We start from the raw sequence: 12,536 nt of genomic DNA, 5'->3' as shown, positions 1-12,536 counted from the left end.
GGAGGCCATTAACCGGTTAAGTCGCACGGCGGACGCCGCTGAGTCCGACGGTCGGGGAGCGCTCTCATGGTGGGTGGGTCGCGTTCGGATGTACAGCATGGGGCGCGCGCCGGACGGCACGGCGCGCCCGCGCCGGCCCCGGCGCGGGCGCGCGACCGTCCCGCGACATCGCAAGACGCCGGCACGGCGCCGCGCCGGGCTCGCGCCCCGGCGGTGGGGGGTGGGAGGAGGAGCTGAAACTTTCAGCTCGTCAGGGGCGCGCGCAGACCGTTCCGCCGGTCGGAGACGAGCGCACGACGGGCCGGTCTCCGGCCGGGGGAAGGAGGAGGGGAAGGGGGGCGGCCGGTCAGAGGAAGATGCTCTGCGGCACGGTCACCCCCAGGCTGGAGATCGGGCACAACCGGTCGAGCGCCGCGGCGATCTCGGGCACCACCTCCAGAGTGGCGCGCACCACCGGGTCGGTCACCTTCAGGTACGCCAAATGCCGGATGCCGTGCGCGACGACGTTCGCCACGGTCATGTCGTCAGGCGTGGGAGTGGCCGGCGCGCCTCCTCTCGCCACGCGCATGTAGGGCAACCGCACGGCGGGCAGGTGCGTCCACGGGTCCGGGCACACCGCGTACGTCAGCACGACCTCGCCGCTCGGCTCGTACCGCCAGCTCGTCGAGTGCACGGTCACGCTCACCTGCTCGGCGCTCACCCCGGCGGCACGGCGGGCGGCCTGGTCGGGGTTCTCACCGGGCAGAGGCGTGGTGACCAGCCGGCGGTAGGACCAGCCGCCGGAGGAATCCGCCCGCAATGCGAGGGTCTCGACCATCACCGTCGCCGTAGAAGTGCCGATCTCTTGTGTCAGCATGCGTTTCCAATCCCGTCATCGGCCCACCCGTGGGCGCCCCCCATCAGGGCTATTGCAACGAGTATGCAGGAGCGGTCACCACGCATCGCATCTTTGCTATTGCCGTAAGTGCCGCATGTGTGCTGGCTTGGACTCGTGCATGAGGAGGCGAGTGCGATGCCGGAGAGACCGGGAGTGCTGGTGCTCATGGGATCGGGGGAGACGGCCCCGACCATGGTGGAGGTCCACCGTTCCGTGGTCGGCAGATTCGGCCGGGGACCCCGGGCCCTGTTGCTGGACACGCCCTACGCGTTCCAGGAGAACGCGGCCGACATCTCCGCCCGCGCCCGGCGTTACTTCGCCGACAGCGTCGGGGTGAAGGTGGAGGTCGCGTCGGGCTCGGGCGCGCTGATCGAGGCCGACTGGGTCTTCTCCGGGCCGGGCAGCCCGACCTACGCGCTCGATCATTGGCGGGGGACGGAGGTCGGCGCCGCCCTGAAGGCCAGGGTGGGCTCCCGCAGCGGCGCCACGGTGCTGGCCTCGGCGGCGGCGTGCACGGTGGGGGTGGCGGCCGTGCCCGTCTATGAGATCTACAAGGTGGGCGCCCAGCCGCACTGGCGTGACGGGGTCGACATCCTGTCGTCGCTGGGGCTGCCGGTCGTGGTGATCCCGCACTACGACAACACCGAGGGCGGCACGCACGACACGCGCTTCTGCTATCTGGGCGAGCGGCGGCTGTCGCAGATGGAGCGCGAGTTACCCGACGAGGTCGCGGTGCTCGGCATCGACGAGCACACGGCCGTCGAGATCGACCTGCGGGCCGAGACCGTCATGGTGCGCGGACGCGGCGCGCTGACCGTCCGCCGCCAGGGCGCGCAGACCGAGTTCCCCACCGGCAGCACCCTGGCACTGGCGGAGCTGCGCGAACTGGCCAAGGGCGTCTCGGGGTTCGTCCCCGCCGCGCCGGTCGCCCAGGCGCCCGAGGAGGAGTCCTCCAGCGCCACGCTGGCCGAGTCGGTGCAGCGGTGCGAGTCGCGGTTCGACGCCGCCGCCGCGTCCGGCGACGCCGGCGCGCTGAGCGAGGCCGTCCTGGAGCTGGAGGGCGAGATCACCCGGTGGGCCGCCGACACCGAGGAGGACGAGGGCGGAGTGGACCAGGCCCGCGCGGTGCTGCGCCACCTGGTCGCGCGGCTCGGCGGCCTGGCCGACCTGAGCTCCCCGCACGACCGGCTCGCGCCGTTGGTCGAGCCGCTGGTCGCCCTGCGGGGACGGCTGCGCAAGGAGGGGGCCTACGACACGGCCGACGCGGTGCGGGACGCGCTGGCCGAGGGGGGCGTCCTGGTCGAGGACACCCCGCAGGGCCCGCGGTGGATCCTGCGCTCCTGATCTCTCGGGGAGGCATGCCCGCCATTCGGGGGTTATTGAGTCGAATGTCCCATTCGATGGCGGGCACATCTTCCCTATGGCCAGAACGACGCAACCCCGTGACGTGGCCGTCGGTGACGCGGTCACCTGGAAGAGCCACGGATCCACCGCCTCAGGGACGGTCGAAGAGAAGATCACCGAACGCACCGAGCGAGCCGGCCGTGTCGTGGACGCCTCGGAGGAGGAGCCGCAGTACCTGGTGCGCAGCGACAAGAGCGGCAGGACCGCCGTCCACAAGGCGTCGGCCCTGCGGAAGAAGCGCTGAGATGGCGAAGGACGAGCACCGCGTCGCCGCGGAGTTCGGCGAGGCGGTCAACATGACGCCCACGGAGATCGAGCGGTGGCTGGACACCCCGCAGTCCCAGGCCGCCGGGGACAAATCGGGCGGCGGGGAGTCCACCGGGCACGCCTCCGGCCGCCGCATCGCGGAGATCCTCCGCAAGAAGGCAGGGGACCTCTCCGAGGACGACTACGCCCACATGCGGAAGGTCACCGGCTACGTTCACCGCCACCTCGCGCAGCGCCCCTCCCACGACGTCCGGGACTCCCGCTGGCGCCACTCGCTCATGAACTGGGGCCACGACCCGTTCAAGTGACCCCGTCCTGACCGGCGTTCCCGCGCCCTTCCAGGACTAGGGCCGTTCGCGGCGGGCAGAGGGTGACCCATGGTCGATGAGGGACTGGTGTTGCTGCTGGCGTGGAGCCAGCTGCTCGCGCTCCTGGGCCTGCTCGGGTACTTCCTGCTGCGGGGCAGGTCATGAGGCCCCCCGCGCCGCCGGGTCCCGTGCCGCGCCCGGGGAGGCGCCGACTCGCGCGCGCCCTCCCGCAGGCGGCGCTGCTCGCGGTCCTCGCCACCGGGTGCGTCAGCCCGGCCTGGGACGACCACGACTACGGGCTCAAGGCGGGCGCCACCGCCCAGGCCGCCGCGTCCAGCGTGGAGCTGGTGCGGCTCGCGGTCAGGGACCACGACCGGCTCACCACCCCGTACCTCAAGACGGTGCTCACCGAGGCGTCCGGCGACCTCGGCAGCGTGAACGACCAGTTCGGCGGGGTGCAGCCGCCCTCCGACGCCGCCGACCGGCTGCGCACGCAGGTCACCGACCTCACCTCGCAGGCGGAGGAGGAGGTCCAGGGCCTGCTCATCGAGGTCAGACGGGACGGATTGCGCGACCCGCGCGGGGCCGACCGCAGGCTCGGGGAACTCGCCGGGCGGCTGCGGGAGATCGAGGAGGCCCACCGGTGAAGAAGCTGTTCGCCGTGACCCTGGGTATCCTGACCGCCTTCGGCGGGTTCGTCGACATCGGGGACCTGGTGGCCAACGCCCTGGTCGGCGCCCGGTTCGGCATGTCGCTGGCCTGGGTGGTCATCGTCGGCGTCATCGGCATCTGCCTGTTCGCCGAGATGTCCGGACGCATCGCGGCCGCCTCCCAGCGCCCGGTCTTCGACCTGGTGCGCGAGCGGCTCGGCCCGCGCGCCGGCCTGGTCAACCTCGGCGCCTCCTTCTTCATCAACGTGCTGACGCTGGCCGCGGAGATCGGCGGCGCCTCGCTGGCGCTGGAACTGGCCACCGGCGTCAACTACCTGCTCTGGGTGCCCGGCGTGGCGCTGGTGGCCTGGCTGGTGATGTGGCGGGTCAAGTTCGAGACGATGGAGCGGATCTTCGGCCTGGCCGGGCTGGCGCTGGTCGTCTTCGCGGTGGGGCTGTGGCTGCTCGGCCCCGACTGGGGGCGGCTGGCCCACCAGGTGACCCACCCGCCGTCCGACGAGGGCGTGCCGACGTACTGGTACTACGCGATCGCGCTGCTCGGCGGGGCCATGACGCCCTACGAGGTGTTCTTCTTCTCCTCGGGCGGCGTCGAGGAGCGCTGGACGCGCAAGGACCTGGTCACCTCCCGGGCCAACGTCTTCGTCGGGTTCCCCCTCGGCGGCTTCCTGTCGCTGGCGATCGCCGGATGCGCGGCCACGGTGTTCCTGCCGGTGCACGCGCAGGTGGACACCCTGGGCCAGATGGTGCTGCCCGTCGGGCTCGGCCTCGGCCAGGTCGGTCTGGCGCTGGTCATCTTCGGAATCTTCGCGGCCACGTTCGGCGCGACGCTGGAGACGGCCCTGTCGTCGGGCTACACGCTCAGCCAGTACTTCGGCTGGCAGTGGGGCAAGTACGTGCGGCCGCGGCAGGCGTCGCGGTTCCACGCGGTGGTGCTGGTGGTGACGATCGTGGCGGCCGCCCTGGTGCTCACCACCGTGGACCCGATCAAGGTGACCGAGTACTCGCTGGTCTTCTCGGCCGCCGCGCTCCCGCTGACCTACCTGCCGGTGCTGATGATCAGCAACGATCCCGACTACATGGGCGACCAGGTCAACGGCCGGTTCTCCAACGCGCTCGGCACGGTCTACATGGTGCTGCTCGTCGTGGTCGCCGTGGCGGCGATCCCGCTGATGCTCGCGACGAAGGCGGGACAATGAGCCAGAAGGCCAGGACCCTGCACGCCCAGCTCCACCTGCTGGACCGCCAGGTGGTGCACGCCGGCGACGGCCGCCTGGTGTGCAAGGTGGACGACGTGGAGCTGGCGGCCGGTGAGGACGGCCGCCCGTACGCGACCGCGATCCTCAGCGGGCCGCTCGCGCTCGGGCCGAGGATCGGCGGCGTGGCCGGCCGGCTGATCGTCGCCACCACGGAGCTGTTCCGGCCGGAGGAGCGCCCGGCGCCGCAGCGCATCCCGATGGCGCTGGTGTCGGAGATCGGCAGCGCCGTCCAGGTGAGCGGGGATCCCCCGGAGGCGGCCCTCGAACGCTGGGTGCGCGAGCACCTCATCGCGCCCATTCCCGGCAGCGACGGCGGCGGCGAGGCGCAGGACGGCGGCGACGAGGAGCCGCCCGCTCCGCGTCCCTCCGCCGAGCCCGAGGACGGGAATCGCACGCGCCTCGCGCCGCTCCTCGGCCGCCGGGTCCTCGACGCCGACGGCGCGCCGGTCGGGCAGGTGGCCGACGTCCAGCTCACCCAGGACGGCCCCCTGCTGGAGGGCGTGCAGAACGCCTTCCAGGTCTCCGGCCTCATCGTGGTCCCCCGGCACACCGGGCAGCTGTTCGGGTACGAGCGCGGCCCGGGGGGCCAGGCGCCGGCGCTGGTCAAGACGATCATCCGCCGCCTCCACCGGGGCAGCAGGTACGTCGCCTGGCCGCAACTGGCCTCGCCGCTCCCGGACACCGGCCCGATACGGCTGTCCGCGCGCCTGGCGGAGCTGTCCTCCCTCGCCGAGCTCTACGAGCGGGACACCGCAGGGTGACGGTTTCGGCGCCCGATGCGGGGGCAGCCGAAGACCGATCCCGTACTAGAGGCAAGGAGAGCAGGATGCCGACCGCACGAGAGATCATGACCCCCAACGCCGAATGCGTGCTCGCGGACGAGACGGTCTTCGACGCGGCGGAGAAGATGGCCCGCCTCGACGTCGGCTCGCTCCCCATCTGTGGCGCCGACAACCGGCTGAAGGGCATGCTGACCGACCGCGACATCGTGGTCAAGGTGCTCGCCAAGGACAGGTCGCCCAAGGACTGCACGGCCGGCGAGCTGGCCCAGGGCGAGGCCGTCACCATTGGCGCCGACGACGACGCCAAGGAGATCCTCAGGACCATGGCCTCGCACCAGGTGCGCCGCCTGCCGGTCATCGACGGCCACGAGCTGGTCGGGATCGTCGCGCTGGCCGACGTCGCCCGCGCCCTGCCCGACTCGCCGGTGGGCGACCTGGTCGACGCGCTGACGGCCGACTGAGCGGCGCGGCCGGCCGGATGACCGGCCGCCGGCCCGCCCGGCGGGTGCCGGACGTGCGGAGAGCTCCGGCCCGGAGGCACTAGGCCGGAGCTCTCCGCAGGTCACGGCATTCCGGACGGCCCTTTTCCCCGCGGTCCGCGTGAGTTCGGGACGAGCCGGGGTAGCGGAGATGCATGCGTTGGCGAGCGATCCCCGGACCCGTGGCGATGGCGGTTCCACGGCGCGGCAGGGCGCGGGGACGGCGCGAGTCTGGGGCGACGAGGCTCAGGCGGCTCGCGGACGACACCGTCTTCCTGCACCGCTTCGCCCACGGCCGGCTGGTGCGGGCCGCCGGGTGCACGCCGCGCGGCGAGCGGCCCTACCGGTGCGATGTGGGGAGCTGAGCATGCGGACGATGTACGTGGTCACCCTGGTGATCATCGTGGCCGGTCTGACGTACTTCCTGCGACCTCGCACACGGCGACGAGCGTCGAGGGCTGAGCCCGCCGGGACGGGCTCGGCGGGTCAGGCCGGATCTTTCCCCGGTGCGGCGGCCTCTTCGCGGGGACGGACGACCGCGACGGGGCAGTGGGACCCGTGCAGGGCGCCGTGGCCGACCGAGCCCAGCACCGCCCCCCGGAACCCGCCGAGCCCGCGCGACCCCGCGACGAGCAGGTCGGCCTTCTCCGAGGCCTCCACCAGGGCGGGGGTCGGATGCCCGCACACGGCCGACTCCGCCACCGGCACCTCGGGGTAGCGCTCCCGCCACGGCGCGAGCCACTGCCTGAGGCGCTGCGTCCCGGACTCGAAGACGTCCCGCATGACGTCGGTGTAGCCGGCCGCGAGCGGCGAGAACACCGGAACCGCCCAGGCGTACACCGCGTGGACGCGCGCCTCGCGCCGCCGCGCCTGCTCGAAGGCGAACTCCAGGGCGGCCTCGGAGTGCGGTGACCCGTCGACGCCCACGGCGATCTCGCCGAACCGCTCGCGCGGCAGGTCGCGGACGACCACGACCGGTCCGGCGGCGTGGCCGGCGAGGGCGACGCCCACCGATCCGACCATGAGCCCGGTGAAGCCGCCCATGCCGCGGCTGCCGAGCACGATGGCGTCGGCCCGGCCCGACTCGTCCAGCAGCCGCTCCACGACGGCGCCGGTGACCAGCTCGGTGGTCACGGCGAGGCCGGGCGCCCGTTCTCCGGCCCGCTCGGCGGCCTTCGCCAGCACGCCCTCGCAGTAGTCGGTGAGCGACTGGTCGAACCCCTCCACGCGGTGGAAGGGGTACTCGTTGGCCCACGGCTCGCGGACGTGCACGATGCGCAGGGCGCCTCCCGCGCGCGCGGCGTCGTCGGCCGCCCAGTCGACCGCCGCGAGGGCGGAGGGGGAACCGTCGACCGCGACGGTGACAAGCCCGAACATGTTCTTCTCCTTCGTCGTGCCGGACGACCCGGCCGGTCCGCGCCGCTGCCCGTCTTTCGCCGGATCACCGGGACCCGGTCCGCCGGGACATCCGCGTGGCACTGTCATCCTCGTCCCAGGCGAGCCCGCCCACCACGTCCACCACGCCGGTGACCCGCGCGATGGCCCGGCCGCGCCGGTCACCCGTGCCCGCCGGGCGCCCCGGGACGCGGCGGCGCCCGGCACGCGGCGGCGCCCGGGAGGCGGCGGAACGCGGGACGGGGCGGGCACATGGGCCTTTCGGCCCCAAGGGCTGGGACCAGTGCCCCGGGTACCCGGCCCCGCCAGGGGGAGGACGACGGTGGGGCGAACGCCGCCGTTCCCGGCCGCCGGAGCACCGGCGTGCCGAAGGGAGGGAGAGCCATGGACACTCGCACGCCGTCCGGCACCGTGGCGGAGGCGGTCAGGGCCGCGGTGGAGGCGGCCGTCCACGCGCCGTCGGTGCACAACACCCAGCCGTGGTCCTTCACCGTGACGGGCGAGGAGATCAGCCTGCGGGCCGACCGCGACAGGCTCCTGTCCGTCGCCGACCCGGCGGGCCGCCAGCTGCTGATCAGCTGCGGCGCCGCCCTGCTGGACGTGCGGATCGCGCTGCACGCCCTCGGCTACACCCCCGAGGTGCGGCTCCTGCCCGACCCGGACCGTCCCTCCCTGCTGGCCAGGGTGCGGCCGCGGCCGGGCCCGGCGCCCGACGAGGCGGCCCGCGCGTTGTACGAGCAGGTCGAACGGCGCCGCACGCACCGGGGCGGGTTCACCGAGGAGGCGGTGCCCGAGGCTTTGGCGGACGCGCTGGTGCGCGAGGCGGGCATGGAGGGCGCGCGGCTCACGCCGGTCCGGTCGGGGCCCGCCGTCCGCCTGCTCGGCGCCATCACCAACGCGGCCCAGGAGGCGCAGTCGCAGGACCGCCTGTTCACCCTGGAGCTGATCCGCTGGAGCCGGCCCCCCGGGAGCACCCGGCGCGACGGGGTGGTGGCGGAGGCGTACCCGAGCACGCCGCCGCACACGCATCCGCAGCGGTTCGCGCAGCGTGACTACGCCCACGGCCACGGGTGGGGCGGCGAGGCCGGCGATCCGGCGGCGAACGCCACGGGGCTGGTCGCCGTGCTCACCACGGCGGGCGACACCCCCGAGGACTGGCTGGCCGCCGGTCAGGCGCTGCAGCGTGTCCTGCTGCACGCCTCGGCCCACGGGGTGCACGCCGCCTTCCACACCCAGGCGCTGGAGATGCCCGAGTTGCGGGAGTTCCTGCGCCACCAGGTGTGCTCGGGAGAGCACCCTCAGATGATCATGCGGCTGGGCCGCGTTCCCCGGGAAGGCGTCAGCGTCCGCCGCCCGGCCGCCGAGATGGTCGAGGAACGCTGAACCCGGCGGCCGGGTGTCGTCCCCTGGTCGCCGGACCGGCGGTCGGACCACCCGCCGAGCCCGGCGGCCGGAGAGGCGCCGAGCCCGTCGTTCTCGCCGCCGCCGGATCGCCGGCCGCGGTGGGGTGCGAACGCGTCGTACCCGGAGGCGGCCGTGGAGGAGATGGGGGTCAGGGCAGGTTCCAGGCCGTGGCGAACGCCTCGATCTCGGCCTCCATGAGGGTGGCGGGCCGGTGCCCCATGCCGTCGAACTGGCCCTGGACCTCCAGGCTCACGACGCCGTGCAGGCGGGACCAGACGACGACGGCCCCGGCCAGGGCCGTGGCGGGGTCGCCCTCGGGGGCGTGGGCTCGCACCCATGCGGCGACGGGCGCGTTCTCGGCGGCCCACCGCTCCATCTGGGCCGTGAGCCCCTCGGCCTCCGGCGGGCGGACCCCGTGCGCGACCACGGCGAGGAAGGGGCCGAGCGCGGCCCTGGCCCGGTCGAGCGTCTCGGGCGGGGCGGCGTAGTCGGGGGACGGCGTCCCGGCGAGCAGGTGGTACAGGTGCGGCGCGGTCACGGCCCACTCGCGGTAGGCGGCGGCCAGAGCATGCAGGCGTTCTCGGGGGGACCGCCCGGCCGCCGCTCCGGCCGCCGCCCGCACGGCCGCCGCGGCCGAGTCGTAACCGTCGCTGATCAGCTCGGTCAGCAGGTCATCGCGGTTGCGGAAGTACTTGTAGAGCGCGGGGCCTGTGACGCCGAGCTGCTTGGCCACTGCATTCAGGCTGAGCGCCGCCGCTCCGCCGGACGCGATCTGGGCGAGGGCGGCCTGTTTGATCTCGGCGCGCACCTGGTCCCGGTAGCGCTGCCGCGGTGTGCCGTCGCGGACCGCCATGCGAATCACCCTCTCGACGCCGTCGGCATGCTCACGCTCGTTATATGCCGTAACCAACGATAGAGGATTGTGCCGCGCGCGCCGGTGCCCGCCTCAGGCCCCCGGGCCCCGCGCCCCGTCCGGCAGGTCGCGGCCGGCGATGACCAGGGTGTCGATGGCGTCCCGCACGCCGTCGTCGGTGGGCACCGGACGGCGGACGCGGCCGGCGCGCACGACGGCCAGCGGCGCCAGCGACGCGACGACCGACTCGGGCGTGTAGAGGACGGCGGCGTCGCGCGGGCCGCCCACGCCCTCCTCGAGGTTGGTGACGTCGTGCCCGACGATCAGCAGGCGGCCGCCGGGCGCCACCGCGCCCGCGGCCCCGCTCAGCACGGGGGCCAGGTCGTCCGGCGGCAGGTGCAGGTAGGCGATGAGCACCAGGTCGTAGGCCATGGGCTCGGGACGGTACTCGCACAGGTCGGCCATCACCCACTCGACGGCCACCTCGCGCTCGCCGGCCATCCGCCGGGCCTTGGCCAGCCCCGCGGCGGAGAAGTCGACGCCGGTCATCCGCCATCCGCGTTCGGCGAGCCACACGGCGTTGCGGCCCTCGCCGGCGCCGAGGTCCAGGCCGCGGCCGGGGCGCAGGCCGGAGAGGTGCTCGACCACGAAACGGTTGGGCTCGGCGGTCCAGAGCAACCCGCTGGCCTCGTAGCGGCGGTCCCACTCCGCGTTCTTCATGCGCCACCTCCGGGGGCGATCATATGCCCGGCGGGGCCGCCCGGCCTCCGGCGCCGCACGGCGGTCACTCCTCGCCCGAGAAGCGCTCCCAGGCCGACTGCCGGGTCATGCCGAGCGCCGCTCCGATGCTCGCCCAGGTGACCTTGCGTTCGCGCAGGCGCAGCACCCAGTCGCGAAGGTTCTCCTCGACCTGTTTGCCGACGGCGGCGACGCGGGGCAGGTGCTCGAGGATCTGCCGGTCCGTCATGGCATCCCACGCCGGGATGCGCGGCTCGCCGGGCAGGTCGGGCGTCTCGATGATCGTGAGGCACAGGCGCACGCATTCGTCGCAGATGAAGACGCCCGCGCCCGCGACGATCCGTGTGACCTCGTCGCGGCCCTTGCCGCAGAACGAGCACCGCACCGTCGGCGTCGTGTCGATGATCGTGGCCATCGCCGGTCCTCCCGCCCTCGTGTCAGGCATCTCCTGACGGACATCGAGGAACGTATCGCGTCAGGCGATTCCTGACAAGGAGCGGACGGCGGAGATCAGAATGCGGGCGGCGAAAAATCAGAGAAGAAATTCGCGGTCCGTGTCGATGCGCGGTGGCCTCGCTCGACGCCCGGGTGAGAGCGGAACACCGCACCGCGACACACCGCACACGGAAGGACTCCCATCATGGCCGCCACCTCCCTCACCCCCGGCACCGCCGCCACCGCCCGCCCCCGCGTCCTGCGCAGGGTCCTGTGGGCCTTCCAGGTCCTTTTCGGGCTGTTCCTGATCGTGGCCTCGGCGCTGCCGAAGTTCGCCGGCCAGAAGGACGCGGTGGAGACCTTCGCCCAGATCGGCTGGGGCCAGTGGTTCCGGTACGTGACCGGCGCCGTCGAGCTGGCCGGCGGCGTCGGGCTGCTGGTCCCCCGCCTGGCCGGGGCGGCCGCGACCGGGCTCGTCGGCCTGATGATCGGCGCGGCCCTGACCCAGATCCTGGTCATCGACCCCGTCTGGGCGCTGATGCCGATCGGCATGGGCGTGGTGTTCGCGCTGATCGCCTGGGACCGCCGGGAGCAGACCCGCGACCTGGTCCGCTCCCTCACGCGCTGACCCGCCACCGGCCGGCGCCGCGCGCTCGACCGGCCGTGCCGGAGCCGGCCGGTCGAGGGCGTGGGTCAGGCCGACGCGGCCCGAGGTCGTCGGATGTGGTCCGGCGTGACCGGGGGGCCGGGGGGCCGGGGTCAGCCGGAGCAGCCCAGGCGCTGGGTGCTCAGCGCGATGTCGTCGAGCCACACCTCGTACGACCCCGGGGACGGGTTCGGCTGGTAGAGCTGCCAGCCGAGCTTGACGGTGTCGAAGCGGGGGAAGACGAAGTCCACGTCGTTGCCCCCGTGCTCGTGAGTGGAGGCGCTCAGCTCGGGCCGCGGCACCCCGTCGAACCAGGTCGAGATGCGGTTGTCGGTGGCGTCCATCCGCCACTCCACGCACTGCCACACGCCCGCGCGGGACGGGGCGGTCTCGCGCCAGTTCGTCCAGTCGCCGGTGGGGCCGCCGTCGGCGCCGACTCCCCAGAGCGCGGTGCCGCCGCCGACCACGGGGACGTACTGGCCGCCGAGCGGGCGGACGACCTCGGGGCCGGCGCCGGTCGCCTCGATGAGGGTGTAGTGCGCCCAGTCGGGCGCCACGGGGAACGCCTTCACGCGCAGCCGCACCCGGCCGTAGAAGCCGTTCCCCGGCGGGGCGAAGTCGTCCACCTTCAGGAAGGCCCGCCCGTTGCCCTCGGTGCGCACGCGCAGCGCCTTCTGCCCGGCCCGTCCGCCGGGAACGCGCTCCACGGTGAGGGCGCCGTGCTTGGTGTCGACGCCCCACGCGAGGCTGGCGGCGCCGCCGATGGGCAGGTTCTGGAAGTCCTCGCAGAACAGCAGGGTCTTTCCGGCGCAGGTGCCGGGCCCCCACCGCCCGGCGCTCTGGACGGTGCTCTGACCGGCGCTGTGACCGGCATCGCGGCCGGGTCCGGCGGCCTCGGCGACCGGCGTGGCCGTCAGGGGAAGCAGCATGGCCAGGGAGGCCATGGATAACCATTTCCGCACGACGTGCTCCTTCGCGACAGATGATCCGAACGTAAGCTACGGGAAATGGGAGCGCTCCC

16 protein-coding genes are annotated in these 12,536 nt (G+C 73.7%); 10 read left to right on the top strand and 6 right to left on the bottom strand.

Translation table 11 applies throughout. The annotated features are described in order from the left end of the window. Nucleotides 1-346 precede the first annotated feature (346 nt). Complete coding sequence (locus ABZU32_RS19910; RefSeq protein WP_354851484.1) at nucleotides 347-856, bottom strand: hypothetical protein; 510 nt, start codon at nucleotides 854-856, stop codon at nucleotides 347-349. 156 nt (nucleotides 857-1,012) lie between these two features. On the opposite strand from ABZU32_RS19910, the gene ABZU32_RS19905 reads away from it, so the two are divergent. The 8 genes from ABZU32_RS19905 (at nucleotide 1,013) to ABZU32_RS19870 (ending at nucleotide 6,409) form a co-directional block, all read left to right on the top strand. Continuing rightward, the gene (locus tag ABZU32_RS19905; protein ID WP_354924091.1) at nucleotides 1,013-2,221 is read left to right on the top strand and encodes a hypothetical protein; all 1,209 of its coding nucleotides are present in this window, start codon (nucleotides 1,013-1,015) and stop codon (nucleotides 2,219-2,221) included. Between the two features lie 76 nt (nucleotides 2,222-2,297). After that, nucleotides 2,298-2,525, top strand: a complete 228-nt coding sequence (locus ABZU32_RS19900; protein WP_354851478.1) for a DUF2945 domain-containing protein — start codon at nucleotides 2,298-2,300, stop codon at nucleotides 2,523-2,525. A 1-nt stretch (nucleotide 2,526) separates the two neighbouring features. After that, the gene (locus ABZU32_RS19895) at nucleotides 2,527-2,856 is read left to right on the top strand and encodes a DUF3140 domain-containing protein (protein WP_354924090.1); all 330 of its coding nucleotides are present in this window, start codon (nucleotides 2,527-2,529) and stop codon (nucleotides 2,854-2,856) included. 161 nt (nucleotides 2,857-3,017) lie between these two features. Beyond that, complete coding sequence (locus ABZU32_RS19890) at nucleotides 3,018-3,503, top strand: hypothetical protein (RefSeq protein WP_354924088.1); 486 nt, start codon at nucleotides 3,018-3,020, stop codon at nucleotides 3,501-3,503. Then, nucleotides 3,500-4,723 carry a divalent metal cation transporter gene (locus tag ABZU32_RS19885; RefSeq protein ID WP_354924086.1) on the top strand — a complete coding sequence of 408 codons (1,224 nt, stop codon included), beginning with the start codon at nucleotides 3,500-3,502 and terminating at the stop codon, nucleotides 4,721-4,723. The genes ABZU32_RS19890 and ABZU32_RS19885 overlap by 4 nt, the downstream gene beginning before the upstream one ends. Then, nucleotides 4,720-5,544 carry a hypothetical protein gene (locus ABZU32_RS19880; RefSeq protein ID WP_354924084.1) on the top strand — a complete coding sequence of 275 codons (825 nt, stop codon included), beginning with the start codon at nucleotides 4,720-4,722 and terminating at the stop codon, nucleotides 5,542-5,544. The genes ABZU32_RS19885 and ABZU32_RS19880 overlap by 4 nt, the downstream gene beginning before the upstream one ends. Before the next feature lie 65 nt (nucleotides 5,545-5,609). Next, nucleotides 5,610-6,026, top strand: a complete 417-nt coding sequence (locus tag ABZU32_RS19875; protein WP_354851463.1) for a CBS domain-containing protein — start codon at nucleotides 5,610-5,612, stop codon at nucleotides 6,024-6,026. Nucleotides 6,027-6,199: 173 nt separating this feature from the next. Further along, nucleotides 6,200-6,409, top strand: coding sequence for a hypothetical protein (locus ABZU32_RS19870; protein WP_354924082.1), 210 nt, complete (start codon nucleotides 6,200-6,202; stop codon nucleotides 6,407-6,409). A 121-nt stretch (nucleotides 6,410-6,530) separates the two neighbouring features. Here the strand turns inward: ABZU32_RS19870 and ABZU32_RS19865 are convergent, their stop codons facing one another. Beyond that, the gene (locus ABZU32_RS19865; RefSeq protein ID WP_354924080.1) at nucleotides 6,531-7,421 is read right to left on the bottom strand and encodes a universal stress protein; all 891 of its coding nucleotides are present in this window, start codon (nucleotides 7,419-7,421) and stop codon (nucleotides 6,531-6,533) included. A 402-nt stretch (nucleotides 7,422-7,823) separates the two neighbouring features. Here ABZU32_RS19865 and ABZU32_RS19860 point away from each other — a divergent pair, with 402 nt between their 5' ends. Continuing rightward, nucleotides 7,824-8,822, top strand: coding sequence for a nitroreductase family protein (locus ABZU32_RS19860; RefSeq protein WP_354924078.1), 999 nt, complete (start codon nucleotides 7,824-7,826; stop codon nucleotides 8,820-8,822). Between the two features lie 169 nt (nucleotides 8,823-8,991). Here ABZU32_RS19860 and ABZU32_RS19855 read toward each other — a convergent pair whose 3' ends face one another. The 3 genes from ABZU32_RS19855 to ABZU32_RS19845 form a co-directional block, all read right to left on the bottom strand. Further along, nucleotides 8,992-9,696: a TetR/AcrR family transcriptional regulator gene (locus tag ABZU32_RS19855; protein WP_354924076.1), complete on the bottom strand. Its 705-nt coding sequence runs from the start codon at nucleotides 9,694-9,696 to the stop codon at nucleotides 8,992-8,994. Between the two features lie 93 nt (nucleotides 9,697-9,789). Next, nucleotides 9,790-10,416, bottom strand: coding sequence for a class I SAM-dependent methyltransferase (locus ABZU32_RS19850; RefSeq protein WP_354924074.1), 627 nt, complete (start codon nucleotides 10,414-10,416; stop codon nucleotides 9,790-9,792). Between the two features lie 64 nt (nucleotides 10,417-10,480). Then, nucleotides 10,481-10,849, bottom strand: a complete 369-nt coding sequence (locus ABZU32_RS19845; RefSeq protein ID WP_354924072.1) for a ClpX C4-type zinc finger protein — start codon at nucleotides 10,847-10,849, stop codon at nucleotides 10,481-10,483. A gap of 225 nt (nucleotides 10,850-11,074) precedes the next feature. On the opposite strand from ABZU32_RS19845, the gene ABZU32_RS19840 reads away from it, so the two are divergent. Then, nucleotides 11,075-11,497 carry a DoxX family protein gene (locus ABZU32_RS19840; protein ID WP_354924071.1) on the top strand — a complete coding sequence of 141 codons (423 nt, stop codon included), beginning with the start codon at nucleotides 11,075-11,077 and terminating at the stop codon, nucleotides 11,495-11,497. Nucleotides 11,498-11,628: 131 nt separating this feature from the next. On the opposite strand, the gene ABZU32_RS19835 is transcribed toward ABZU32_RS19840, so the two are convergent. Further along, nucleotides 11,629-12,477, bottom strand: coding sequence for a hypothetical protein (locus ABZU32_RS19835; RefSeq protein WP_354924069.1), 849 nt, complete (start codon nucleotides 12,475-12,477; stop codon nucleotides 11,629-11,631). Nucleotides 12,478-12,536 lie beyond the last annotated feature (59 nt).

Source organism: Sphaerisporangium sp. NPDC005288 (genome assembly GCF_040607475.1).
Classification (GTDB): Bacteria; Actinomycetota; Actinomycetes; order Streptosporangiales; family Streptosporangiaceae; genus Sphaerisporangium; species Sphaerisporangium rhizosphaerae.
The sequence above is the reverse complement of the archived record's forward strand: the minus strand, read 5'-3'. Positions and strand labels throughout refer to the sequence as shown.